At 58.6% G+C, this 22,615-nt stretch carries 23 protein-coding genes; 10 read left to right on the forward strand and 13 right to left on the reverse strand.

Annotated elements, in window-relative coordinates:
• Nucleotides 1-84: 84 nt before the first annotated feature.
• Nucleotides 85-1,896: an extracellular solute-binding protein gene (locus tag ACK83U_RS06740; protein WP_112610285.1), complete on the reverse strand. Its 1,812-nt coding sequence runs from the start codon at nt 1,894-1,896 to the stop codon at nt 85-87.
• Between the two features lie 264 nt (nt 1,897-2,160).
• Here ACK83U_RS06740 and ACK83U_RS06745 point away from each other — a divergent pair, with 264 nt between their 5' ends.
• Complete coding sequence (locus ACK83U_RS06745; RefSeq protein ID WP_015339874.1) at nt 2,161-2,820, forward strand: invasion associated locus B family protein; 660 nt, start codon at nt 2,161-2,163, stop codon at nt 2,818-2,820.
• Nucleotides 2,821-2,973: 153 nt separating this feature from the next.
• On the opposite strand, the gene hspQ is transcribed toward ACK83U_RS06745, so the two are convergent.
• The 4 genes from hspQ to ACK83U_RS06765 form a co-directional block, all read right to left on the reverse strand.
• Complete coding sequence (gene hspQ, locus ACK83U_RS06750; protein WP_015339875.1) at nt 2,974-3,303, reverse strand: heat shock protein HspQ; 330 nt, start codon at nt 3,301-3,303, stop codon at nt 2,974-2,976.
• 209 nt (nt 3,304-3,512) lie between these two features.
• The gene (gene glnA / locus ACK83U_RS06755; protein WP_112400637.1) at nt 3,513-4,922 is read right to left on the reverse strand and encodes a type I glutamate--ammonia ligase; all 1,410 of its coding nucleotides are present in this window, start codon (nt 4,920-4,922) and stop codon (nt 3,513-3,515) included.
• Between the two features lie 62 nt (nt 4,923-4,984).
• Nucleotides 4,985-5,323: a P-II family nitrogen regulator gene (locus tag ACK83U_RS06760; RefSeq protein ID WP_015339877.1), complete on the reverse strand. Its 339-nt coding sequence runs from the start codon at nt 5,321-5,323 to the stop codon at nt 4,985-4,987.
• A 218-nt stretch (nt 5,324-5,541) separates the two neighbouring features.
• Nucleotides 5,542-5,673, reverse strand: coding sequence for a hypothetical protein (locus ACK83U_RS06765; protein ID WP_281409876.1), 132 nt, complete (start codon nt 5,671-5,673; stop codon nt 5,542-5,544).
• Here ACK83U_RS06765 and ACK83U_RS06770 point away from each other — a divergent pair.
• Nucleotides 5,672-7,147 (forward strand): NAD(P)H-hydrate dehydratase, encoded by a 1,476-nt coding sequence (locus tag ACK83U_RS06770; RefSeq protein ID WP_112610287.1) that lies wholly within the window; start codon nt 5,672-5,674, stop codon nt 7,145-7,147. The genes ACK83U_RS06765 and ACK83U_RS06770 overlap by 2 nt on opposite strands.
• A 2-nt stretch (nt 7,148-7,149) precedes the next feature.
• On the opposite strand, the gene ACK83U_RS06775 is transcribed toward ACK83U_RS06770, so the two are convergent.
• Nucleotides 7,150-7,956: a DUF72 domain-containing protein gene (locus ACK83U_RS06775; RefSeq protein ID WP_112610289.1), complete on the reverse strand. Its 807-nt coding sequence runs from the start codon at nt 7,954-7,956 to the stop codon at nt 7,150-7,152.
• A gap of 32 nt (nt 7,957-7,988) precedes the next feature.
• Nucleotides 7,989-10,910 carry an excinuclease ABC subunit UvrA gene (uvrA, locus tag ACK83U_RS06780; RefSeq protein WP_112610291.1) on the reverse strand — a complete coding sequence of 974 codons (2,922 nt, stop codon included), beginning with the start codon at nt 10,908-10,910 and terminating at the stop codon, nt 7,989-7,991.
• Between the two features lie 273 nt (nt 10,911-11,183).
• On the opposite strand from uvrA, the gene ACK83U_RS06785 reads away from it, so the two are divergent.
• A complete protein-coding gene (locus tag ACK83U_RS06785; RefSeq protein ID WP_112610359.1) occupies nt 11,184-11,735 on the forward strand; it encodes a single-stranded DNA-binding protein in 552 nt (183 codons plus the stop codon).
• A gap of 69 nt (nt 11,736-11,804) precedes the next feature.
• Here ACK83U_RS06785 and ACK83U_RS06790 read toward each other — a convergent pair whose 3' ends face one another.
• Nucleotides 11,805-12,098: a hypothetical protein gene (locus ACK83U_RS06790; RefSeq protein ID WP_112610293.1), complete on the reverse strand. Its 294-nt coding sequence runs from the start codon at nt 12,096-12,098 to the stop codon at nt 11,805-11,807.
• A 71-nt stretch (nt 12,099-12,169) separates the two neighbouring features.
• A complete protein-coding gene (locus ACK83U_RS06795) occupies nt 12,170-12,802 on the reverse strand; it encodes a MarC family protein (RefSeq protein ID WP_112610361.1) in 633 nt (210 codons plus the stop codon).
• A gap of 224 nt (nt 12,803-13,026) precedes the next feature.
• On the opposite strand from ACK83U_RS06795, the gene gyrA reads away from it, so the two are divergent.
• Nucleotides 13,027-15,813 carry a DNA gyrase subunit A gene (gyrA, locus tag ACK83U_RS06800; protein ID WP_112400632.1) on the forward strand — a complete coding sequence of 929 codons (2,787 nt, stop codon included), beginning with the start codon at nt 13,027-13,029 and terminating at the stop codon, nt 15,811-15,813.
• A gap of 147 nt (nt 15,814-15,960) precedes the next feature.
• On the opposite strand, the gene ACK83U_RS06805 is transcribed toward gyrA, so the two are convergent.
• From ACK83U_RS06805 to ACK83U_RS06820, 4 genes are all read right to left on the reverse strand, one after another.
• Nucleotides 15,961-16,851: an NAD-dependent epimerase/dehydratase family protein gene (locus tag ACK83U_RS06805; protein WP_112610363.1), complete on the reverse strand. Its 891-nt coding sequence runs from the start codon at nt 16,849-16,851 to the stop codon at nt 15,961-15,963.
• Between the two features lie 209 nt (nt 16,852-17,060).
• A complete protein-coding gene (locus ACK83U_RS06810) occupies nt 17,061-17,195 on the reverse strand; it encodes a hypothetical protein (protein ID WP_257713997.1) in 135 nt (44 codons plus the stop codon).
• Nucleotides 17,196-17,234: 39 nt separating this feature from the next.
• Nucleotides 17,235-17,393: a hypothetical protein gene (locus ACK83U_RS06815; protein WP_015339886.1), complete on the reverse strand. Its 159-nt coding sequence runs from the start codon at nt 17,391-17,393 to the stop codon at nt 17,235-17,237.
• A 91-nt stretch (nt 17,394-17,484) separates the two neighbouring features.
• Complete coding sequence (locus ACK83U_RS06820) at nt 17,485-17,709, reverse strand: hypothetical protein (RefSeq protein WP_246698826.1); 225 nt, start codon at nt 17,707-17,709, stop codon at nt 17,485-17,487.
• Between the two features lie 202 nt (nt 17,710-17,911).
• Here ACK83U_RS06820 and coaD point away from each other — a divergent pair, with 202 nt between their 5' ends.
• The 6 genes from coaD to ACK83U_RS06850 all read left to right on the forward strand — a co-directional run bounded on the left by coaD (nt 17,912) and on the right by ACK83U_RS06850 (nt 22,541).
• The gene (coaD, locus tag ACK83U_RS06825; RefSeq protein WP_015339888.1) at nt 17,912-18,424 is read left to right on the forward strand and encodes a pantetheine-phosphate adenylyltransferase; all 513 of its coding nucleotides are present in this window, start codon (nt 17,912-17,914) and stop codon (nt 18,422-18,424) included.
• A gap of 29 nt (nt 18,425-18,453) precedes the next feature.
• Nucleotides 18,454-19,026, forward strand: a complete 573-nt coding sequence (locus tag ACK83U_RS06830; protein WP_015339889.1) for a peptidylprolyl isomerase — start codon at nt 18,454-18,456, stop codon at nt 19,024-19,026.
• A 34-nt stretch (nt 19,027-19,060) separates the two neighbouring features.
• Entirely contained in the window at nt 19,061-19,561 is a 501-nt protein-coding gene (locus ACK83U_RS06835) for a peptidylprolyl isomerase (protein WP_112610297.1), read from the forward strand.
• Between the two features lie 88 nt (nt 19,562-19,649).
• On the forward strand, nt 19,650-20,735 hold the full coding sequence (gene queA / locus ACK83U_RS06840; RefSeq protein ID WP_112610299.1) for a tRNA preQ1(34) S-adenosylmethionine ribosyltransferase-isomerase QueA: 1,086 nt from the start codon (nt 19,650-19,652) through the stop codon (nt 20,733-20,735).
• Nucleotides 20,736-20,741: 6 nt separating this feature from the next.
• Nucleotides 20,742-21,872, forward strand: a complete 1,131-nt coding sequence (gene tgt, locus ACK83U_RS06845) for a tRNA guanosine(34) transglycosylase Tgt (protein ID WP_112400629.1) — start codon at nt 20,742-20,744, stop codon at nt 21,870-21,872.
• Nucleotides 21,873-22,115: 243 nt separating this feature from the next.
• Complete coding sequence (locus ACK83U_RS06850; protein WP_112610301.1) at nt 22,116-22,541, forward strand: VOC family protein; 426 nt, start codon at nt 22,116-22,118, stop codon at nt 22,539-22,541.
• Nucleotides 22,542-22,615 lie beyond the last annotated feature (74 nt).

A 22,615-nucleotide genomic window follows, 5' to 3' on the forward strand; every position in this document is an offset into this window, starting at 1 on the left:
CTTTCGGTTTTTCGCGCTGTTCTTCTCCATCTATGCCTTTGTGCCGATGGCTTCAACCGGTTACCGAAAGGGAACCGGCCGAGATTATTGCGCGGAAGCATCCCACCACGCAGGCAGATAGTACCCGTAAAGCGGCAGAACACCGGGATGACTGATGCGGCTGCGCCGCGCTGCCCATTGCTGGTCGATATGGTAGAGCGGCACTAGATAATATCCGGAAATCAGCATCCGATCGAAAGAACGCACGGCGTCGCGGAAATCCTCGGCCGAACGCGCCATCAGAAAATGCGATATCAGCGTATCGACATCGGGGTCTGCGACGCCGACGAAGTTAAGGCTGCCTTCGGTCTTGGCGGCAGCGGAGCTCCAGCGCCCCACTTGCTCGATGCCCGGCGATAGCGACGAAGGGTAGGACTTGATGATCATGTCGTAGTCATAGTTGATCGTCCGGAGCTGATATTGCGAATCATCGACCGTGCGAATCGTTACTGCAATACCGAGCAATTCCAGAGATCGGCGATAGGGGATCGCCATGCGCTCCTGATCTGCATTTTGGGTCAATATTTCGAAGCTGAGCTGGCGGCCGTTTTTATCGACCATCTTCTCACCGCGGATTGTATAGCCACCCTGCTTGAGCAGGGCTACCGCCTCGCGCAGGATCTTGCGGTCACGCCCGGAACCGTCGCTGACGGGCAGCTTGTAGGTGCCATCGAGCACGTCCGGATCGATGCGATCCTTGATCGGTCCCAGCATGGCGAGCTCGTGCGGATCCGCGGGAATGCCGAACGACGAAAGATCGGAATTTTGCCAATAGCTCTCCGTGCGCTTATAGGCGCCTGAATAGAGATTTCGGTTCAGCCATTCGAAGTCGAAGGCGAGGGTCAGCCCCTTGCGCACATTCTTGTCGGCAAACATCGGCCGCCGCGTATTGAAGACGAAACCCAACATGCCGCTCGGCGTTTTTGGCCTAAAGGTCTCCTTGATGATGGCGCCGGACGTTACCGCAGGAAAATTGTAAGCCTGCTGCCAATGGCCCGGGCTGCCGTCGGGATAAATATCGACATCGCCTTTCTTGAAAGCTTCGAACAGCGTCGTGTCCTGCAGGAAGTAATTGACGGTGATTTCATCATAATTGTCGATGCCGACCTTCGACGGGAGGTTCTTGCCCCAGTAGTCAGAACGGCGCTCGAAGACGATGCGCTGGCCGGGATCGATGCTCTTGATCCTGTAGGGGGCGGAGCCGATCGGAATGCGCAGGGAGGTCTGATCGAAACTATCCGTGTCGATCGCATGCTTCGGCAGAATCGGCAGCGACGAGGCGATGATGAGCGGCGTTTCGCGATTGGCTTTCTCGTTGAAGCGGATCATCACGCTGTGCTCACCAACCTTCTCCATGCTGGCGATGGTCTCAAGCCACGATGAAAACGGGACGCGGCCTTTGTCGCGAAGAAGCTGGAACGTGAAGATCACATCTTCCGGCGTCACCGGCTGCCCGTCTGACCATTTGGCATCAGGATTGAGGTTGAATTGAATATAGCTTCGGCTGTCGTCCCATTCGACCGTCTGCGCCAGCAGCCCATACAGTGTAAAAGGCTCGTCGCGCGAGCGCACCATCAGCGGTTCATAAACGAGATTACCGTATTCCGGGTCCCACATGCCCCGCGCCGTCGTGCGCATGCTCTTCAGAATGAAGGGGTTGAGATTGTCGAAAGTGCCGACGACGCCATAGCTGACGCGGCCGCCCTTTTTGACATCCGGATTGACATAGGGGAAATGCTTGAAGTCCGCCGGCAGCGCCGGATTTCCATGCATGGCGATGCCGTAAAGCGGCTGAGCTGCCGCGGCATTGCACAAGGTTGCGAAGAACAGGAAGGCAGCGATCCGGAGCGCTTGCATGGCATCCTTTCCGGGAAGGGTATGATTCGGCCGAACATTATCATGAGCGTGCCGAATTCAACACGCGACTGCGGAAATCTTAGGACTTGGCAGAAAAGGCCAAAGAAAAGCTGGATATCCGTGCCAGTGCGATGTAACAGGGGTGCCGGGTTTCTCGGGTCATGTATTTGCCTTATTCATTCGACAGGTGGACGACGGTTTGACCCGAATTGCATGGGACGGCGCGCTGTCGTCCCGCAGCGGATTTCAGGAGGCGGTTTCGCTATGATGTTCAAGACTGACAACAAAATGCGGGCAGGTCTTTCTGCTCTGGCTCTCATGATTGGCGCGGCCATGCCGGCTGCCGCTTTCGCGCAGGATGCGTCCAACGCAGCTCCGGCCGATGGCGGTGGTGATCCCAACCAGCCGCGTCTGGGCTGGTACAAGACCTGCACCAAACAGGACGATGCCGACATCTGCATCGTGCAGAACCTGATCATGGCAAACAACGGCCAGCTCGTTACGGCTGTTGGGCTCATCTCCGTCGATGGCAAGGTTAACCGCAAGATCCTGCAGATCTCCGTTCCGACGGCCCGCCTCATTCCGCCGGGCATCACCATGCAGGTCGATGGCGGCAAGGGCCAGAAGCTCGATTACGCCGTCTGCCTTCCAGACAAGTGCACCGCGGAAGTCCCCGTGACGGACGCGATGATTGCTTCGCTGAAGAAGGGCACCGACGTCACCTTCACGTCTGTGAACTTCCGTCGCGCTCCGAACCCGATCAAGATCTCGCTGACCGGCTTCGGCGCCGCTTTTGACGGCCCGGCTATCTCCGACAGCAAGCTCGCCGAAAGCCAGAAGAGCCTGCAGGACAGCATGCAGAAGAAGGCTGAGGAAGCACGCAAGAAGCTGGAAGACGCTCAGAAGGCTGCCAAAGCGCAGTAAGCTTGCGGAATTTCATTATCCTATAAAAAAAAGCCCGGAGCGCTCCGGGCTTTTTCTTTGCGCAGGGGACGGCATGCGATGCTCGGAAGCCAAATAAAAAGGGAAGGCGTTGGGAGCGCCTTCCCTTTGGAATAGGATATATTTTAGCGGTGTTTAATGGGCAAAGCTCATCTTGGGCTTGAGCTGCCCGGTCGGGGCCTGGTCGAATATCTGAGCGACTTGCGGATTGCGCAAGGGAAGCCCGCTCTCATCGTTGATGAGGTTCTGCTCCGATACGTATGCGACATATTCCGTCTCGTCGTTTTCGGCGAGAAGATGATAGAAGGGCTGGTCCTTATCGGGACGCACTTCCGCGGGAATGGAATTCCACCATTCCTCTGTATTTGCGAATTCCGGATCGACATCGAAGATGACACCGCGGAAGGGGAACATCCGGTGTCGAACCACGTCGCCAATATTGAATTTTGCGTTTCGTTGTTTCATGGCACGACTTCCTTTCAAGCAATCATGTGGTGACTTTCACCACTGATATCAAGGATTTTGCCCTCATTCCTTCATTGAACTGTCACATTCGGCTCGGTTCTACGCCGAGCAGCAGCTCAATGTGAAGACGGTATTTGGAGGGACGCCTGCCACCGGCTTCCTCATAATGAGGAAAGCCCCGGCAAGGCCGGGGCTTTCGCAATTTTTTATTAGACCGAATAGTACATGTCATATTCGACCGGATGCGGGGTCATTTCGAAGCGCATGACTTCCTGCATCTTCAGTTCGATGAAGGCATCGATCTGATCATCGTCGAAAACGCCACCGGCGGTCAGGAACTTGCGGTCCTTGTCCAGGCTTTCCAGAGCTTCGCGCAGCGAGCCGCAGACCGTCGGGATCTTCTTCAGTTCCTTCGGCGGCAGGTCGTAGAGATCCTTGTCCATGGCTTTGCCGGGATGGATCTTGTTCTTGATGCCGTCGAGGCCGGCCATCAGCATGGCGGCGAAACCGAGATAGGGGTTGGCCGTCGGGTCAGGGAAGCGGACTTCGACGCGCTTTGCCTTCGGGTTCGAGCCGAACGGGATACGGCAGGAAGCCGAACGGTTGCGAGCCGAATAGGCGAGCAGAACCGGAGCTTCGTAGCCCGGAACGAGACGCTTGTAGGAGTTCGTCGACGGGTTGGTGAAGGCGTTGATCGCCTTGGCATGCTTGATGATGCCGCCGATGTAATAGAGGCAGGTTTCGGAAAGACCTGCGTATTCGTCGCCTGCGAACGTCGGCTTGCCGCCCTTCCAGACCGACTGGTGAACGTGCATGCCCGAGCCGTTGTCGCCGAAGATCGGCTTCGGCATGAAGGTTGCGGTCTTACCATAAGCATTGGCGACCTGGTGGACGACATACTTGTAAATCTGCATGCCGTCGGCGCTGCGTACCAGCGTATCGAACTTGATGCCGAGTTCGTGCTGGGCGGCTGCGACTTCATGGTGATGCTTTTCGACGGTAACGCCCATTTCTGTCAGAACCGTCAGCATCTCCGAACGCATGTCCTGGCAGCTGTCGATCGGCGGAACCGGGAAGTAACCGCCCTTGACGCGCGGACGGTGGCCGAGGTTGCCAGTTTCATAGTCGGTGTCGTCGTTGGACGGCAGTTCGCTGGAATCGAGCTTGAAACCGGTATTGTAGGGATCGGCCTTGTACTTGACGTCATCGAAAACGAAGAATTCGGCTTCCGGGCCGAAGTAGGCGGTGTCGCCGATACCCGAAGCCTTGAGATAGGCTTCGGCTTTCTTGGCAGTGCCGCGCGGATCGCGGTTATAGGATTCGCCGGAGATCGGGTCTAGGATGTCGCAGAGAATGACCATCGTCGACTGCGCGAAGAATGGATCCATGTGGACCGTATCCGGATCCGGCATCAGCACCATGTCGGATTCGTTGATGGCCTTCCAGCCCGCAATCGAGGAGCCGTCGAACATGACGCCATCGGCGAACATATCTTCGTCGACACAGACCACATCCATGGTGAGATGCTGCAGCTTGCCCTTCGGATCGGTGAAGCGCAGGTCGACGAACTTGACGTCGTTGTCCTTGATTTGCTTCAAAATTTCGCTTGCAGTCGTCATGAAATTACTTCCCTTGACATAGATGACGATTGAACGAGCCGCGGCCCGAAGGGCCGGGCGGATTAGATGGCGTCGATGCCTGTTTCGCCGGTACGAATTCGGATGACTTCTTCCACGTTGGAAACGAAAATCTTTCCGTCGCCGATACGCCCTGTTTGCGCGGCCTTGCGGATGGCCTCGATCACCGCCTCCGCATTTTCGTCCGCCAACACAACTTCGACCTTCACCTTCGGCAGGAAGTCGACGACGTATTCGGCGCCACGGTAAAGCTCCGTGTGGCCCTTCTGACGACCGAAGCCCTTCGCTTCCGTGACGGTGATGCCCTGCAGTCCGACTTCCTGAAGGGCTTCCTTCACTTCGTCGAGCTTAAAAGGCTTAATGATCGCTTCGATCTTTTTCATGAGAAAATGTCTCTCCGCTTCTCCTGTTACAGCAGGCCTATTTCCCGCTCGGCCAACGTAATGCACGTATCATGCCAATTGAAAACAAGCTGCCGTAAAAATTCCCGGCGATTTCGCACCGAGACGATGAATTGATGAGGATTTTTCGGGAAAATGGAAGCGATTTCGCGTCGAAATGCGTTGGATAAGCAAAATTTCGCAAAAAAGTGCTGTGCGCGTCATGTTTGTGCTCCAGCAAGGTCTTGAATGTTATCGGTTAATTGTTGTGCAAATGCATATTTATAAACCAAAATGGCCGCCGCAATAGCGGTTGTTTTTGAGGCAGATTTCGCATCTATAATATCCGCCATGATGTTCCCGCTCGCCGATCTGCTGCTCACCCCTGACGCCATGTCTCGCGTCGACCGCGCTGCGGCCGCATCCGGCATCGGCTCCTATGGCCTTATGGAGAAGGCAGGGCAGGCGGTTGCTGCCGCTGCACTTCGGCACTTTCCCGAAGCGCTGCGTTATGTCGTCCTTTGCGGGCCTGGCAATAATGGCGGGGACGGCTATGTGGCGGCGCGGGCGCTGCGACAGGCCGGAGCCGACGTACAGCTATTTCATCTGGGGGAGCCGCAGCGGCTCAAGGGGGACGCCGCCCGCGCTTTCGCCGATTGTCCCATCGATGGAGCCGCGTTCGGTGGTTACGCCCCGATGACCGGAGATGTGGTGATCGATGCTATCTTTGGCGCAGGACTCTCCCGTCCCGTGCCGGATGATGTGGTGGCCATTATTGGGCGTGTCAATGAGGCTGGCATTCCGGTGATTGCCGTTGACCTGCCCTCGGGCCTCGATGGCCGCAGCGGCCACATTCTCGGCGCTGCCTTTCGCGTTGTGCGAACAGTGACCTTCATGACACGCAAGCCGGGACATCTTCTCCTTCCCGGTCGCGACCTTTGCGGAGAGCTTGAGGTTTTCGACATCGGCATTCCCGACCGCATCGTCCGCGCCCATGCCGACCGCTTGCTCGCCGAAAACAAGCCGGCACAGTGGCAGGCGGCCATACCTTCGGCAGGCGTCGAGACGCACAAATACAAGCGAGGTCATCTCGTCGTCTTCTCGGGCGGGCCGAACGCGACAGGTGCCGCGCGCATGTCGGCAATGGGGGGCCTGAGGGCTGGGGCAGGGCTCGTCACTATTGCATCGCCCTCGGAGGCTCTGGGGGTTAACGCCAGTTTGTTGACCTCAATCATGCTGCATGCAGTCGACGACGAAGCCGCTTTACGGAAATGGCTTACCGATCAGCGTCTTTCGACCTTCATTCTGGGGCCGGGCTTCGGCGCCGGTGAGAAGGCGCGGCAATTCTGCCTCGCGCTTGCGGATCGGCATCTGGTATTGGACGCAGACGGCATCACCTCGTTTCGCGACGAGCCGCAGCGATTGTTCGATGCTTTTGCCGAAGGGCCGACGCGATTGGTGCTGACGCCGCATGAGGGGGAGTTTGGTCGCCTCTTTCCCGATATTGCGGCCGACGAGACATTGAGCAAGATCGACAAGGCGAAGGCAGCGGCAAGGAGAGCCCATGCCGCGATCATCTACAAGGGCGCCGACAGCGTGATCGCCGCCCCCGATGGCAGGGCCTTGATAAACGCGAACGCGCCGCCCTGGCTGGCGACCGCCGGTTCGGGCGATGTGCTTGCCGGCATTGTCGGCGGCCTCATGGCGCAGGGAGCGCCCGCCTTCGAAGCCGCCGCGGCCGGCGTCTGGCTGCATGGCTTGGCGGGCCAGCATGCCGGCAAAGGACTGACGGCCGAAGATCTCGTAGCAGCCGTCAAGCCGCTATAGGGCTACTTTGCCACTTCTTCCTGCAATGCGATCGCGCCCGGAGGCGCGTTCACCTTGCCCTCATGGATCATGAAGGCAAAGACATCACGCGGCTCGGCTTTGATTTTGCGTTTCGCATCGATCAGCGGCAGGTCATCCGGCACCTTGCCCGCGGCCCAGGTTTTCAGGCGATCCGCCCAGGCTTTCAGGTCCTTCGGCGGATAGCAGGTCTTGATGTCATCCGAGCCTTTTTGCAGTCGGGCATAAACGAAGTCCGCGGTCACGTCGGCGATCATCGGATATTCGAAATGCTCGGCACAGACTGGCGCTACATTATACTTTTCAAGCAGTGCAATGAATTCCGGCACCTTGAAGGAATCGTGCCTGACTTCGACCACATGCCTGAGAGCAAGCCCATCCTGCTTGGCCGGCAGCAGCTTCAGGAAAGCCTCGAAATCATCCGGATCGAATTTCTTCGTCGGTGCGAACTGCCAGAGCAGCGGGCCAAGGTGATCGGCGAGCTCGCTGATGCCGGATTCCAGAAACTTCTGCATTGACTCGCCCGCTTCGGCAAGGACGCGGCGGTTGGTGACGAAACGCGTCGCCTTAAGGGAGAAAATAAAGCCATCGGGGACATCGGCGGCCCATTTGGCAAACACTTCAGGCTTCTGCGTGCTGTAATAGGTGCCATTGACCTCGATCACTTTCAGCTGGCGGCTGGCATAATTCAGCTCGTCCTTCTGCTTCAGTGTGTCGGGATAGAAGGTCCCGCGCCAGGGCTCGAAGGTCCATCCGCCGATACCTGTGCGGATTTCGCCCGCTTTGGTCATTCTCTCCTCCTTGGCCATTCTGCCGGGTAACCTTACTCCGCCGCCGCAACCTTCTTCACCGGCCGCCGCTCCAGCAGTTCTTTCAGGAATTGCCCCGTATAGGAGCGCTTCTCCTTCACGATCGCCTCCGGCGTGCCGACAGCCACGATCTCGCCGCCGCCATCACCCCCTTCAGGACCGAAATCGAGGATCCAGTCGGCGGTCTTGATGACTTCGAGATTGTGCTCGATGACCACGACGGAATTGCCCTGATTGACCAGTTCGTGCAGCATTTCCAGAAGCTTGGCGACATCGTGGAAGTGTAATCCAGTTGTGGGTTCGTCGAGAATGTAGAGCGTGCGGCCCGTCGATCGCTTCGACAATTCCTTGGCTAGCTTGACGCGCTGCGCCTCGCCACCCGAAAGCGTATTGGCCTGCTGTCCCACCTTGATATAGCCGAGACCGACATCCTTCAGGCTCTGCAGCTTGTCGCGCACGGCGGGGACGGCCGCAAAGAAATCGACGCCTTCCTCGACCGTCATGTCGAGCACGTCGGCGATCGACTTGGTCTTGAAGGTGACGTCGAGGGTTTCGCGGTTGTAGCGCTTGCCGTGGCAGACGTCGCAGGTGACGTAGACGTCGGGCAGGAAGTGCATCTCGATCTTGATGACGCCGTCGCCCTGGCACGCCTCGCAGCGGCCGCCCTTGACGTTGAAGGAGAAGCGGCCCGGCTGATAGCCGCGCGCCTTGGCTTCCGGCAGGCCAGCGAACCAGTCGCGGATCGGCGTGAAGGCGCCGGTATAGGTCGCTGGGTTCGAGCGCGGCGTGCGGCCGATCGGTGACTGGTCGATGTCGATCACCTTGTCGATATGCTCGAAACCGTCGATGCGGTCATGATCGGCGGGGATTTCACGAGCGCCCATGACACGCCGCGCCGCCGACTTATAAAGCGTCTCGATCAGGAAAGTAGACTTGCCGCCGCCGGACACGCCAGTCACTGCAGTGAAGACACCGAGCGGGATAGACGCCGTAACATTCTTGAGATTGTTGCCCCTTGCGCCGACGACCTTGATCTCCTTGCCTTTCTTGGGCTTGCGTCGCTCGTCCGGAACCGGCACGCCGAGCTCGCCGGAAAGATATTTACCGGTCAGTGACTTCGGGTTCGCCATGATTTCCTGCGGCGTGCCATGCGCCACCACCTGCCCGCCATGCACGCCGGCCGCAGGGCCGATATCGACGACATCGTCGGCTGTGAGGATGGCGTCCTCGTCGTGCTCGACGACGATGACGGTATTGCCGATATCCCGCAGATGCTTCAGCGTCTCCAGAAGACGTGCATTGTCGCGCTGATGCAGGCCGATCGACGGCTCATCGAGGACATAGAGAACGCCGGTCAGGCCCGACCCGATCTGCGACGCGAGCCGGATGCGCTGGCTTTCGCCGCCGGACAGCGTGCCGGAGTTACGCGACAGGCTCAGATATTCGAGGCCGACATCGTTGAGGAAGCGGAGGCGATCGCGGATTTCCTTGAGAATGCGCACCGCGATTTCGTTCTGCTTGTCGGTGAACGTGCCCGGCAGCGCATCGAACCAGTCGCGAGCAACGCGGATCGACATCTCCGCCACCTGGCTGATGTGCAGCTTGTCGATCTTGACCGCCAGAGCCTCCGGTTTCAGGCGATAGCCGTTGCAGGCCGGGCAGGGGGCGGCCGACATAAAGCGTTCGATCTCCTCGCGTGCCCAGGCGGAATCCGTTTCCTTCCAGCGGCGCTCGAGGTTCGGCACGATGCCTTCGAAATTCTTATGCGTGGTGTAGGAACGCGCTCCATCGGCATAGTGGAATTCGATCTTGTCTTCCGTGCCGTTCAGGATCACATCCTTGGCCTTGTCGGACAGCTCGTTCCAGCGATTGCCGAGCTTGAAGCCATAATGCTTGCCGAGCGCTTCCAGCGTCTGGTTGTAATAAGGCGAGGTCGACTTGGCCCAGGGAGCGATCGCGCCATCGCGCAACGTACGTTCCGGCTCCGGCACGATCAGTTCCGGATCGATCTTCTGCTGCGAGCCCAGGCCGTCGCAGGACGGGCAGGCGCCGAAGGGATTGTTGAAGGAGAACAGGCGCGGCTCGATTTCCGGAATGGTGAAGCCGGAAACCGGGCAGGCGAACTTCTCCGAGAAGAGCACACGCTCATGTGTCTCGTTCAGCGACTTGTTGGCGGAACCGCCGGCAGCGGTTTCTTCAGGCGGCAACGGCTTGTCTGCGAATTCCGCGACCGCAAGCCCATCGGCAAGACGCAGTGATGTCTCGAAGCTGTCGGCAAGGCGAGCCGCCATGTCTGGACGCACGACGATACGGTCGACGACCACGTCAATGTCGTGCTTGTATTTCTTGTCGAGCGCCGGCACATCGGCGATCTCGTAGAACTGGCCATCGACCTTGACGCGCTGGAAGCCCTTTTTCATGAGCTCTGCCAGTTCCTTCTTGTATTCGCCCTTACGCCCGCGCACGAGCGGCGCGAGAATATAAAGCCGCGTGCCTTCCTCATAGGCGAGCACGCGGTCGACCATCTGGCTGACGGTCTGGCTCTCGATCGGCAGGCCCGTGACTGGTGAATAGGGGACGCCGACGCGGGCAAACAGCAGACGCATATAGTCGTAGATTTCCGTGACCGTGCCGACTGTCGAGCGCGGATTGCGCGAGGTCGTCTTCTGCTCGATCGAAATCGCCGGCGAGAGGCCGTCGATCTGGTCGACATCAGGCTTCTGCATCATTTCGAGGAACTGCCGCGCATAGGCCGAAAGGCTTTCGACATAGCGGCGCTGGCCCTCAGCATAGATGGTGTCGAAGGCGAGCGACGACTTGCCGGAGCCGGAAAGGCCGGTCATGACGATCAGCTTGTTGCGTGGCAGATCAAGATCGATGCCCTTGAGATTGTGCTCGCGCGCACCACGTATCGAAATAGTCTTCAGTTCGCTCATCGTCGTATGCAGGTCCTTTGGAGTCTGCCTTTATTTAGTGATGTCAGCCCGCGAGTCGAGGCTGAAATGAAGGGATGGAGCCGGGTTTTCGATTCCGTTGACATCATCATAGGGATAAATTAGAACAAATAAAGAACAAAATTATCGCGGCGATTTCTTTGTGGATGAACGGAACTGAGAAGGCCGCATAAATAGCACCTGACGCCCGCTATGGGTTAAGGTGCTCCCCATAGAATTTCAAAGCCGTCGATGGGCGGCAAGCAGGGTGGTATCATGGCCGGTAGTGTGAACAAGGTAATTCTGGTTGGAAATCTCGGGGCGGACCCGGAAATCCGCCGCACGCAGGACGGCCGCCCGATCGCCAACCTCAATATTGCCACGTCGGAAACTTGGCGTGACCGCAATTCCGGCGAGCGCAAGGAAAAGACCGAATGGCACCGCGTCGTCATCTTCAATGAAGGCCTCTGCAAGGTGGCTGAGCAATATCTGAAGAAGGGTGCCAAGGTTTACATCGAGGGCGCGCTGCAAACGCGCAAATGGCAGGATCAGAACGGTCAGGACCGCTACTCGACCGAAGTCGTGCTGCAGGGCTTCAATTCGACCCTGACCATGCTCGATGGCCGCGGCGAGGGCGGCGGTTCCATCGAAGGTGGAAGTCGTGGTGGCCGCGGCGGCGGTGATTTTGGCGGCGACTACGGTGGCGACGACTACGGCCAGTCCTCATCGCAAGGCTCCTCCCGTGGCGGTGGCGGCAACCGTGGCAGCAGCAGCAGCCAGGGCGGCGGCAACTTCTCGCGCGATCTGGATGATGACATCCCCTTCTGAGATAGGTGTGCCCGACTGACCTTGAAACCCGTCTTTTGGCGGGTTTTTATCAGCTTCGATTTGTCTTCGCTATTCTTCTAGGGCGGCTGGATTATCAATTGATTGGTCCTTGGTCGCCCCTTTAATTTCTCTCAGGATAGCTTCACACGCATCGATAGTTTGAGTGAGATTTTTCTCGGTGAGAATATGTGTTCGGGTAACCTCATCGCGCAGATAGATGAACAGGATTTTCTTGTTGAGGTCATCCTCGGTGACAATGCTCATTGAAGCATATTCGCTGTCCTTATGGTCGCGCAGATACACCGTCTTGAGAAACGTATAGCCATACCTTTTGAAGACTGATCTTATTATGCTTTTTAACATCGAGAGCTCCGAGCGCTTTCAGTTACCGAGTATCCCGGCTCATTGAACAAACCGTCTGACCGACGTGCTTTTCATGAAAGCGTGAGTGCCGCTCTTGCTCCATCCACTACGAACTGCGCGGCAAGCGCCGCAAGAATAACCCCGAGCAGCCGGGTGAGAATGGCCCGGCCGGTAGCGCCGAGCATTCGGTCGAGTCTGTCTGAAATGGCAAGGGCTGCAAAGACCAGGGCCAGATTGACGGCGATGACGCCGATCAGTTGTGCCCGGTCAAGCGTCGTTTGCAGCGAGCCGGCCAACAGAATGGTGGCGGAGATGGCGCCAGGACCGGCGATCAGGGGCAGGGCGAGGGGGAAGACCGCAATATTGCGGATATGATCCTTGGTGATCGCGACTTCGGTTGTCTTTTCCTTCCTGTCCTGCCGCCGCTCGAACACCATCTCGAAGGCGATCCAGAACAGCAACAAGCCGCCGGCAATGCGGAAGGCGCCGATGGAGATGCCAAGCACACCAAGCACGCTCGCGCCGAACAGGGCGAAGGCCGCCAGGATGAAGAAGGCGATCAGCGAGCCGCGCAGCGCCACTTGCTTGCGCTCCGAACGATTCATGCCAGCCGTAAGTCCGATGAAAAGCGGCGCGAGCCCCGGCGGATCGACAGTGACAAGCAGAGTCGTGAAGGCATTGATCAGCGTATCCGCGCTCGCCATATAGTCCCCGAAGCTTTTTCTGTCGCTGTTAGCGAGCATTGTTATGCGAGGAACGGGCTTTCGCAAAGGGTCATGCGCTGGTGTTGATCAGTTTCGCCATGGAAATGTTCGATTCCATGGCTTAAAGGGGCAAAACCTGTTCAAAAACACCGGCCAAAATTGGCGCTCGCCAGGCCTTTCGGCTATAAATTTCGCAGTGATTCTAAAAGAGATCGTGATCTGTTTTGACTGAGCAAACACCACCCGGCGGCGGGAAGCTCCCGCCAGGCATCGAGCCGATTTCCATCATCGAGGAAATGCAGCGGTCGTATCTCGATTACGCCATGAGCGTGATCGTCAGCCGTGCGCTTCCTGACGTTCGCGATGGTTTGAAGCCCGTTCATCGGCGCATCCTCTACGCGGCGCATCAGAGCGGCTATCACTGGAACCGCAAATATGTGAAGTCGGCCCGTCCCGTCGCCGACGTCATGGGTAGCTATCACCCGCACGGCGACGCTTCGATCTATGACGCCTTGGTCCGCATGGCGCAGGATTGGTCGATGCGTGTGCCGCTTATCGACGGGCAGGGCAATTTCGGCTCGATTGACGGCGATCCGCCGGCGGCGATGCGCTACACGGAATCCCGCCTGACGAAGGTCGCCCACGAGCTTCTCGAGGATATCGACAAGGAAACGGTCGATTTCCAGGAAAACTACGACGCGACGACGGAAGAACCGAAGGTTCTGCCGGCGCGCTTCCCGAACCTGCTCGTCAACGGCTCCGGCGGCATCGCGGTCGGTATGGCGACGAACATTCCGCCGCACAATCTCTCCGAAGTGATCAACGGCTGTATCGCGCTGATCGACAATCCGGCGATCGAGCTGCCTGAGATGATGGAGATCATCCCCGGTCCGGATTTCCCGACCGGTGCGAAAATTCTCGGCCGCGCCGGCATCCGCTCCGCCTATGAGACGGGGCGCGGCTCCGTCGTCATGCGCGGTGTCGCGACCATCGAGCCGATGCGTGGCGATCGCGAGCAGATCATCATCACCGAGGTTCCCTATCAGGTGAACAAGGCGTCGATGATCGAAAAGATGGCCGAACTCGTGCGCGAGAAGCGCATCGAGGGCATCTCGGACCTGCGCGATGAGTCAGACCGCCAGGGCTATCGCGTCGTCGTCGAGCTGAAGCGCGACGCCAATGCCGACGTCATCCTGAACCAGCTTTATCGCTATACGCCGCTGCAGACCTCTTTCGGCTGCAACATGGTGGCGCTGAACGGCGGCAAACCTGAGCTGATGAACCTGATGGACATGCTGCGCGCTTTCGTGGCGTTCCGCGAGGAAGTCATCAGCCGCCGCACCAAATATCTGCTGCGCAAGGCCCGTGATCGCGCTCACGTCTTGGTCGGTCTGGCGATTGCCGTCGCCAATATCGACGAAGTCATCCGCGTCATTCGCCAGGCGCCGGATCCGCAATCGGCCCGCGAAGAGCTGATGACACGCCGCTGGAATGCGGCAGACGTCGAATCTCTTATCCGGCTAATCGACGATCCCCGGCATCGCATCAACGAGGATGGCACCTACAACCTCTCTGAAGAGCAGGCGCGCGCCATCCTCGAACTGCGTCTGGCACGTCTAACCGCTCTCGGCCGTGACGAAATCGATGAAGAACTCAATCAGATCGGCGCTGAGATCAAGGACTATCTTGATATTCTCTCGTCGCGTGCCCGCATCCAAACCATTGTAAAAGATGAGCTTGCTGCCGTTCGCGACGAATTTGGGACGCCGCGCCGCACCGAGATCGTTGATGGCGGTCTTGAGATGGACGACGAGGATCTGATCGCCCGCGAGGACATGGTCGTCACCGTTTCTCATCTCGGCTACATCAAGCGCGTGCCGCTGACCACCTATCGTGCGCAGCGCCGCGGCGGCAAGGGCCGCTCCGGAATGACCACTCGTGACGAAGATTTCGTTACCCGGCTATTCGTTCTCAATACGCATACGCCGGTCCTGTTCTTCTCGTCTCGCGGTATCGTCTACAAGGAAAAGGTCTGGCGTCTGCCGATCGGCACGCCGACATCGCGCGGCAAGGCGCTGATCAACATGCTACCGCTGGAGCCCGGCGAACGCATCACCACGATCATGCCGTTGCCGGAAGACGAGAGCACCTGGGACAATCTCGACGTGATGTTCACGACGACGCGCGGAACCGTGCGCCGCAACAAGCTGTCGGATTTCGTTCAGGTGAACCGCAACGGCAAAATCGCCATGAAGCTCGAGGAGGAGGGTGACGAAATCCTCTCCGTGGAGACCTGCACCGAACATGACGACGTGCTGATGACGACGGCGCTCGGCCAGTGCATCCGCTTCTCCGTATCGGATGTGCGTGTCTTTGCCGGCCGCAATTCGATCGGCGTTCGCGGTATCACGCTTGCACCAGGCGATCGCATCATTTCGATGACGATCGTCCGGCATGTGGATGCCGAGCCGTGGGAGCGCGCAGCCTATCTCAAGCGCTCCGTCAGCGAGCGCCGCTCCGCGACGGGTGACGACGAGGAGATTGCACTGGTCGGCGAAGAAGTCACCGAAGAGGGACAGCTCGGCGACGAGCGCTATGAAGAACTCAAGGCGCTCGAGCAGTTCATCCTGACGGTTTCGGAAAAGGGCTTCGGCAAGCGGTCGTCTTCTTACGATTTCCGCATCTCCGGTCGCGGCGGCAAGGGTATCCGCGCCACCGACACGTCGAAGACGGGCGAGATCGGCGAGCTTGTTGCCGCCTTCCCGGTCGAAGATGGCGATCAGATCATGCTCGTCTCGGATGGCGGTCAGCTGATCCGTGTGCCAGTCGGCGGCATCCGCGTCGCCAGCCGCGCCACCAAGGGCGTCACCATCTTCTCTACCGCAAAGGACGAGAAAGTCGTATCCGTCGAGCGTATCAGCGAGCCGGAAGGCGACGAGGATGATGTTTCGGCAGCCGAGGACGATGCTGTTGCCGGTGATGCCGGCAGCGAGGGGGGCAGCGAAGAATAGTCTTCGCTGTGCCCGCTCGGAGAGCAGTGGGGCCGGGCTGGCCCATCTGGACGCTGAAGGTTTTCGATCGCGTGAGCTTGGCAACAGGCTCACGCGATTGTCATTTGGAGCAGAGCGCACAGGATCTGGCGGCCGATTCCTAACTCTTTATTCCGGGCGTTCGTTATTTTGCGAAAAGGGCGGCAGAACCTCCAGGCTTTCCCGTTCCAGCTGCGCAAAAACCTCGTCATAGCCAAAACGGAAATGCCAGCCGAGAACCGTGCCCGCAGATTTGGATGCATAAATGCGATCGATTCTGTCCGGCAGCGACCAGTTTCGCTGTGCAAATTTCGCGGCAAGGCCTGGCGCGCGCAGCTGGATGACGGAGGCGGCATCGGCCGCGAGCGCTTCGCAGTCTTCCGGTTTGAATAACGTGCCGGCGGAAACGATATGTCGTTGAAAATCTTTGCCGCCGTTCGTCAGCGCCGCGACATGGGCATCCGCAACATCGCGGATATCGACGCCGCGATGCAGGCGATGAACAGCCATCACATTGGCTGCTTCTGGAAAACTTCGAGACATGCGTAAAACGCGGACCTGCAAATCCGGGCCAGTCATGCCTTTAAGGGTCTGCTCGGCTTCCAGTTTCGTGCGGTGATAGATGCTTTTCGGTTGCGGTGCGGTGTCTTCATCGACCCATGTGCAATGACCGGGAACGACCGCCCGACCATAAAGTGCGGTCGTACTGGTAAACACCAGTCGTCTCACGCCGGCAGCCAGCGCCGCTTCCGCCAGCTGCCGTGTTCCATCCACATTGATGCGCCGAAATTCATCCTCGGAAACCGTGCCGACATGAGGGGCGTGCAAGGCCGCGCAATGGATGACTGCATCCGCATCCGTCAGCGCCCGGCGCAGCAACGCCGCATCGGTAAAATCTCCAAGGAGATGCGTCGTTGAAAACGGTGAACGATCGATGCCTATCACCATATGGCTTGGCGCCAGGGCATTAAAGATCGCCCGGCCAAGTCGCCCGGAGCTGCCTATCAGGACAATGCGCATCTTGATCCCTCGATGAACCGCGATCACCATAGCATGATTGAAGCAACCGGCGCGCTTCCTCTTACAAAATCATGCTTTTGCGTCTTGGCAGTGGGGCCTAAGGGAAGCGCCGGGACCATAAGGGAAAAAAACCGGACGCTGGCGGGGAAAGCGTCCGGTTCAGGTTCCATGCGAGCTATGTGGCGGGGGAGGTGCTCGGTACGCGGAGATCAGAGCGTCTTGTGACGCTTATGCAGCCTCTTGCTCTCTTCGCTTTCGCGATGAAGCGCCGAAATGGTGGATGCGACTGACACGACAAACATGATGCTGATGAAAAGTGTAAGCAGCGTCAAAATTGTGAACATGATCGCTCCCTCCTTTGGTGGGACTAGCGTTCAGATCCCTTAGTACTGGCTCGAGGCAACGAAGGGACGAGCCGAAGCAAAGGGACCGTAGATCTTCGACTGGTCGGGTTTCTGATCGTAAAGCGCAACGGTTGCTGCAAGCATTCCCGAAATCATGGCCATCCAAACAACGTTAATAAGGGTGATCTTGTCGGGCATACTCTTCTTCCTTCTTGCCGCAATGTGCAATCTGAGTTTCGGACTGTTAACGCGGCGTTTTCCAAATGGTTCCGCCGATATTGAGAGCTATCTAGCAATGTGTGCCTGAAGCGACCTTGAATGCCTTGTTCATCTGGCGTTCAGATTCGCGATGCGTCTTGCGCATGGCAGTGGCGATTTCTTGGGCAAAATTGATATCTTTGCTGTTTTCCGAGGCGGAATCCCATTCGATCTCATAATGGTCGGAGAAAAGATGAACGAGGTATTCGACGAAAAATGAACCGATGATGGCGCCTGCGATGATGAAGACGAGCATGGCATGATGTCCCTGAAACCGAGATCGGCGAGCCGTTGAACCAGGCCCGTTTCGATGTTGATGCCAGTAAAGCATTGTCGAGCTGAAACAGGCTTGAACGGCGTGTTCATCTGCAGTTCAGAGGCTGCCGCCGGGTTGCAAATCACTTGCGATACGGCCTCATCCATGACAAAAGGCGTCGAAACAACGAGCCGGCTTGATAATGACGACAGCCTTCTATCCAGGGTCCTTCGACCCGATGACCAACGGACATTTGGATGTCCTCGTGCAGGCGTTGAATGTCGCCGCCAAGGTGATCGTCGCGATCGGCATTCATCCGGGCAAGAAGCCGCTTTTCTCTTTCGAGGAGCGGGCGGAGCTGATCCGCAGATCGCTCGGTGAGGCTCTGCCGCAGAAGGCGGGCGATATTTCCGTCGTCGCTTTCGACAATCTGGTTGTCGATGCCGCTCGCGCCCACGGCGCGACCTTGCTTGTACGCGGCCTGCGCGATGGCACCGATCTTGATTATGAAATGCAGATGGCCGGCATGAACAGGCAGATGGCGCCGGATATTCAGACGCTGTTTCTGCCTGCCGGCACGGCCTCGCGGCCTATAACCGCCACATTGGTGCGGCAGATCGCATCCATGGGCGGCGATGTCAGCGCCTTCGTGCCGTCGGCGGTTCTGGAAGCGCTGAACGGCAAACTCAAAAATAAGGCCAGCGGCAACAGCTGAGCCGAAATCCAATCCCGAACGGAGCATCCATGAAACTCTTTCATATTGCATTGGCAGGATTCCTGAGCCTTGCCGCCTTCGCAGGCAGTGCGTTCTCGGCCGCAGCTGCAGATCTTTTGACTATCCAGCTCAAGGACGGCCCGGTGGTTATCCAGCTGATGCCGGAAGTTGCTCCGAAGCACGTCGCGCAGATCGAAGCGCTGGCGAAGAAGGGCGCTTACGACAACGTCGTGTTCCATCGCGTTATCGATGGCTTCATGGCTCAGACGGGCGACGTTCAGTATGGTAACGCCTCTAAGGGTTTTGATCCGAACAAGGCCGGCACCGGCGGTTCCGATCTGCCGAACCTTCCGGCCGAATTCTCCAAGGTTCCGTTCACGCGCGGCGTTGTCGGTATGGCGCGCGCCCAGGACCCGAATTCCGCCAACTCGCAGTTCTTCATCATGTTCGCCGACGGCGCTTTCCTGAACGGCCAGTACACGGTCGTCGGCAAGGTCATCTCGGGCATGGAGCTCGTCGACAAGATCAAGCGTGGCGAAGGCCAGAACGGCGAAGTGAGCAACCCTGACAAGATGGTCAAGGTCACCGTCACCAAGAAATAACTCCAAAGCAAACAGAGAGAACAAGGAAACGAACATGGCTGAGATCAAGGATCCAGAAAACACCCTCATCCTGGAAACCACCAAGGGCCAGGTTGTCATTCAGCTTCTGCCGCAGGTCGCTCCGGAACATGTTGTCCGCATCAAGGAGCTTGCCCGTGAAAAGGCTTATGACAACGTTGTTTTCCATCGCGTCATCGACGGATTCATGGCTCAGACCGGTGATGTCGAGCATGGCAAGGTTGGCGGCAACACCGCCCGCGCCGGCACCGGCGGCTCGTCCAAGCCTGACCTGAAGGCTGAATTCTCCGCAACTCCGCACGTTCGTGGTACGTGCTCGATGGCTCGTTCGCAAAATCCGAACTCGGCCAACTCGCAGTTCTTCATCTGCTTCACAGATGCACCTTGGCTGAACAAGCAGTACTCCGTTTGGGGTCAGGTCATCTCCGGCATGGAGTTTGTTGACCAGATCAAACGCGGCGAGCCGGTAAAGGATCCGGATTTGATCGTCTCCGCGCGGGTTGCCGCCGACGTCTGATCGTGATTACTCCTGAAACCCGCCTCTTGCGCTTATGGCGTGAGGGGCGGGTTTCGCTTTGCCTGGATGAACTGCCTGGACCAATTGAATGCGTGTTGACCTTTTCGATTTCGATCTGCCGGAGGAGCGTATCGCGCTCAGGCCTGCCGAGCCGCGCGACAGCGCGCGTCTGCTTGTTGTCGATCCGAACAATGGCTCGCATGCGCTGAGCGACTATCAGATACGGGATCTGCCATCCTTCCTGCGCCCAGGCGACGCGGTGGTCTTCAACGATACCAAGGTTATCCCGGCGCAGCTGGAAGGCATTCGTCACCGCGAAGGCGCGCCCGGCCAGCAGGTGTCTGCTACCCTCCATATGCGCGCCGCACCCGACCGCTGGAAGGCCTTTGCCAAGCCCGGCAAGCGTATCAAGATCGGCGATCGCATCCAGTTCGGTCACGGCGAAAATGTCTGCGCGCTCGGTTCGCTCGACGCCACTGTCGAGGAAAAGGGCGAGGGCGGCGAGATTACCCTGCGATTCGATCTGTCCGGTCCGGCTCTCGACGAGGCGATTGCCAGCGTTGGGCATATTCCACTGCCGCCCTACATCGCGGCGAAGCGCCCCGAAGACGAGCGCGATCGCGCCGACTATCAGACGATCTATGCGCGTGAAGAGGGCGCGGTCGCAGCGCCCACCGCCGGCCTGCACTTCACGCCGTCGCTCTTTGCCGCGCTCGATGCCATGGGCGTCGAGCGGTATTTCGTGACACTGCATGTCGGCGCCGGCACCTTCCTGCCTGTCAAGGCCGACGATACCGATGACCACAAGATGCATTTCGAGATCGGTTATGTCGATGCCGCCACCGCCGAGAAGCTCAACGCCGTCAAGGCGAGGGGCGGGCGCGTCGTCTGCGTCGGCACCACGTCGCTGCGACTGATCGAAAGCGCCGCCGCTGACGATGGCACAATCCAGCCCTGGCAAGGCGCCACGGGCATTTTCATCACCCCCGGCTACCGCTTCAAGGCCGTCGACATGCTGATGACCAATTTTCACCTGCCGCGCTCGACCCTGTTCATGCTCGTATCGGCCTTTGCCGGCCTCGATACGATGCGCGCGGCCTATACCCATGCTATCGAGACGGGCTATCGCTTCTATTCCTATGGCGATGGCAGCCTGCTCCACCGGAAAGACTAGAACGAAATGAGCGAGAGCTTTCAGTTTCAATTGAAGAAGACCGATGGCGGCGCCCGCCTCGGGGAAGTCTCCATGCCGCGCGGCACGATCCGCACGCCGGCCTTCATGCCTGTCGGTACCGTCGGCACTGTCAAGGCGATGTATCTCGATCAAGTACGCGAGACGGGTGCCGATATCATTCTCGGCAATACCTATCACCTGATGCTGCGTCCGACAGCCGAGCGGGTCGCCCGCCTTGGCGGCCTGCACCAGCTGATCCGCTGGCCGCATCCGATCCTCACGGATTCTGGCGGCTTCCAGGTGATGTCGCTGTCCGGTCTGCGTAAACTCGATGAGCAGGGCGTCACCTTCAAATCGCATGTCGACGGCAGCTTGCATCACATGTCACCGGAGCGATCGATCGAGATCCAGGGATTGCTCGGCTCCGATATCCAGATGCAGCTCGATGAATGCGTCGCCCTGCCGGCAACGCCGAAGGAAATCGAGCGCGCCATGGAAATGTCGCTGCGGTGGGCGGAGCGTTGCAAGGTTGCCTTCGGCAACCAGCCCGGCAAGGCGATGTTCGGCATCGTCCAGGGTGGCGACGTGCCGGAGCTGCGCGTCCGCTCCGCACAGGCGCTGAGCGGTATGGACCTGAAGGGCTATGCGGTCGGCGGCCTTGCCGTCGGCGAGCCACAGGAAGTCATGCTGCGCATGCTCGAGATCACGCTTCCGGAGCTGCCGACTGAGAAGCCGCGCTATCTGATGGGCGTCGGCACGCCCGACGACATCCTGAAATCCGTCGCCCGCGGCATCGACATGTTCGATTGCGTGATGCCGACCCGCTCGGGTCGTCATGGATTGGCCTTCACGCGCCGCGGCAAGGTGAATATCCGCAATGCCCGCCACGCCGAAGACATGCGTCCGTTGGACGAGCAGTCCAATTGCCCGGCTTCGCGGGATTATTCCCGCGCCTACCTGCACCATCTCGTCCGCGCCAACGAAGCGCTCGGCGGTATGCTGCTCTCCTGGCACAATCTCGCCTACTATCAGGAACTGATGCAGGGCATTCGCCAGGCGATCGCCGAAGGCCGCTTTGCCGATTTCATGGCCGAGACGCAGGAAAATTGGGCGAGGGGTGATCTCGAGCCCGTTTGATTCAATGACGACGAGGATGCGCCACGCGATCTTGCTCCAGTGGCGGTTTCGCGCTAACAGAAGCGTGTCGAAAAAGGCAGGGTTGGTTTCGGTAGGCCCAACCCCTTCCAATCTGGAAGCACTGCTCCTAGCCGTTGGTTATGAGAGCCCGCGACGCGGAACTTGACCATTGTGGTCGAGTGTCTCGCGTTGGCGTGCCGTTTCGACCGACATGTCTCCGCGGGAAAGCCTTTTGGAGCTGTCATGAGACTGAACCACCTGGATTTGCACGTTCCCGATGTCGCCGCGACCCGGGATTTTTTTGTTTCCGTTTTCGGTCTGACGGAGGTGGAAACGCGGGGCGCAAATGGCTTTGCCATCCTTCGCGACGATGCCGGACTTGAACTTGTCATCAGCCGGCCTGTCGCGAAATTCGGCGGCGCCGATGGCGTCTCCGTCGGTCGCAATACCTATCACATCGGCTTCATGCAGCCCTCCCGCGAGGCGGTTGATCTGTTGTTCGAGCGGGTGAAATCGAGCGGCTGTGAAGTTTCGAAGCCGCCTTCGACCATACGCGGCAATTGGTCGTTCTATTGTTTCGCGCCGGGGCGAATCCTCGTCGAAGTCGGCTGGCGCATGGACCTTGCTCTGTTGGTAAATCATTTATTATCGATTGATTGCTATCCTTAACAAACATCATTCTGAGCCGGCCGGAACGGGCTTGCCTTGGGCAATTTCCGTTCCCGGCCGTGTTTCAAAATGAG

Source organism: Rhizobium sp. WW22 (assembly GCF_047041135.1).
In the GTDB taxonomy this organism is placed as follows: Bacteria; Pseudomonadota; Alphaproteobacteria; order Rhizobiales; family Rhizobiaceae; genus Rhizobium.

Excerpts from the sequence above, each read along its gene's own strand:
- ACK83U_RS06830 (WP_015339889.1), top strand. The coding sequence starts at position 18,454 with ATGAAACTCTTTCATATTGCATTGGCAGGATTCCTGAGCCTTGCCGCC.
- uvrA (WP_112610291.1), bottom strand. The coding sequence starts at position 10,910 with ATGAGCGAACTGAAGACTATTTCGATACGTGGTGCGCGCGAGCACAAT.
- ACK83U_RS06765 (WP_281409876.1), bottom strand. The coding sequence starts at position 5,673 with ATGGCGGATATTATAGATGCGAAATCTGCCTCAAAAACAACCGCTATT.
- hspQ (WP_015339875.1), bottom strand. The coding sequence starts at position 3,303 with ATGAAACAACGAAACGCAAAATTCAATATTGGCGACGTGGTTCGACAC.
- ACK83U_RS06770 (WP_112610287.1), top strand. The coding sequence starts at position 5,672 with ATGATGTTCCCGCTCGCCGATCTGCTGCTCACCCCTGACGCCATGTCT.
- ACK83U_RS06775 (WP_112610289.1), bottom strand. The coding sequence starts at position 7,956 with ATGACCAAAGCGGGCGAAATCCGCACAGGTATCGGCGGATGGACCTTC.
- ACK83U_RS06815 (WP_015339886.1), bottom strand. The coding sequence starts at position 17,393 with ATGCCCGACAAGATCACCCTTATTAACGTTGTTTGGATGGCCATGATT.
- ACK83U_RS06810 (WP_257713997.1), bottom strand. The coding sequence starts at position 17,195 with ATGTTCACAATTTTGACGCTGCTTACACTTTTCATCAGCATCATGTTT.
- ACK83U_RS06805 (WP_112610363.1), bottom strand. The coding sequence starts at position 16,851 with ATGCGCATTGTCCTGATAGGCAGCTCCGGGCGACTTGGCCGGGCGATC.
- ACK83U_RS06850 (WP_112610301.1), top strand. The coding sequence starts at position 22,116 with ATGAGACTGAACCACCTGGATTTGCACGTTCCCGATGTCGCCGCGACC.
- coaD (WP_015339888.1), top strand. The coding sequence starts at position 17,912 with ATGACGACAGCCTTCTATCCAGGGTCCTTCGACCCGATGACCAACGGA.
- glnA (WP_112400637.1), bottom strand. The coding sequence starts at position 4,922 with ATGACGACTGCAAGCGAAATTTTGAAGCAAATCAAGGACAACGACGTC.
- ACK83U_RS06790 (WP_112610293.1), bottom strand. The coding sequence starts at position 12,098 with ATGTTAAAAAGCATAATAAGATCAGTCTTCAAAAGGTATGGCTATACG.
- queA (WP_112610299.1), top strand. The coding sequence starts at position 19,650 with ATGCGTGTTGACCTTTTCGATTTCGATCTGCCGGAGGAGCGTATCGCG.
- ACK83U_RS06795 (WP_112610361.1), bottom strand. The coding sequence starts at position 12,802 with ATGGCGAGCGCGGATACGCTGATCAATGCCTTCACGACTCTGCTTGTC.
- ACK83U_RS06820 (WP_246698826.1), bottom strand. The coding sequence starts at position 17,709 with ATGCTCGTCTTCATCATCGCAGGCGCCATCATCGGTTCATTTTTCGTC.
- ACK83U_RS06740 (WP_112610285.1), bottom strand. The coding sequence starts at position 1,896 with ATGCAAGCGCTCCGGATCGCTGCCTTCCTGTTCTTCGCAACCTTGTGC.
- ACK83U_RS06760 (WP_015339877.1), bottom strand. The coding sequence starts at position 5,323 with ATGAAAAAGATCGAAGCGATCATTAAGCCTTTTAAGCTCGACGAAGTG.
- ACK83U_RS06745 (WP_015339874.1), top strand. The coding sequence starts at position 2,161 with ATGATGTTCAAGACTGACAACAAAATGCGGGCAGGTCTTTCTGCTCTG.
- ACK83U_RS06835 (WP_112610297.1), top strand. The coding sequence starts at position 19,061 with ATGGCTGAGATCAAGGATCCAGAAAACACCCTCATCCTGGAAACCACC.
- tgt (WP_112400629.1), top strand. The coding sequence starts at position 20,742 with ATGAGCGAGAGCTTTCAGTTTCAATTGAAGAAGACCGATGGCGGCGCC.
- ACK83U_RS06785 (WP_112610359.1), top strand. The coding sequence starts at position 11,184 with ATGGCCGGTAGTGTGAACAAGGTAATTCTGGTTGGAAATCTCGGGGCG.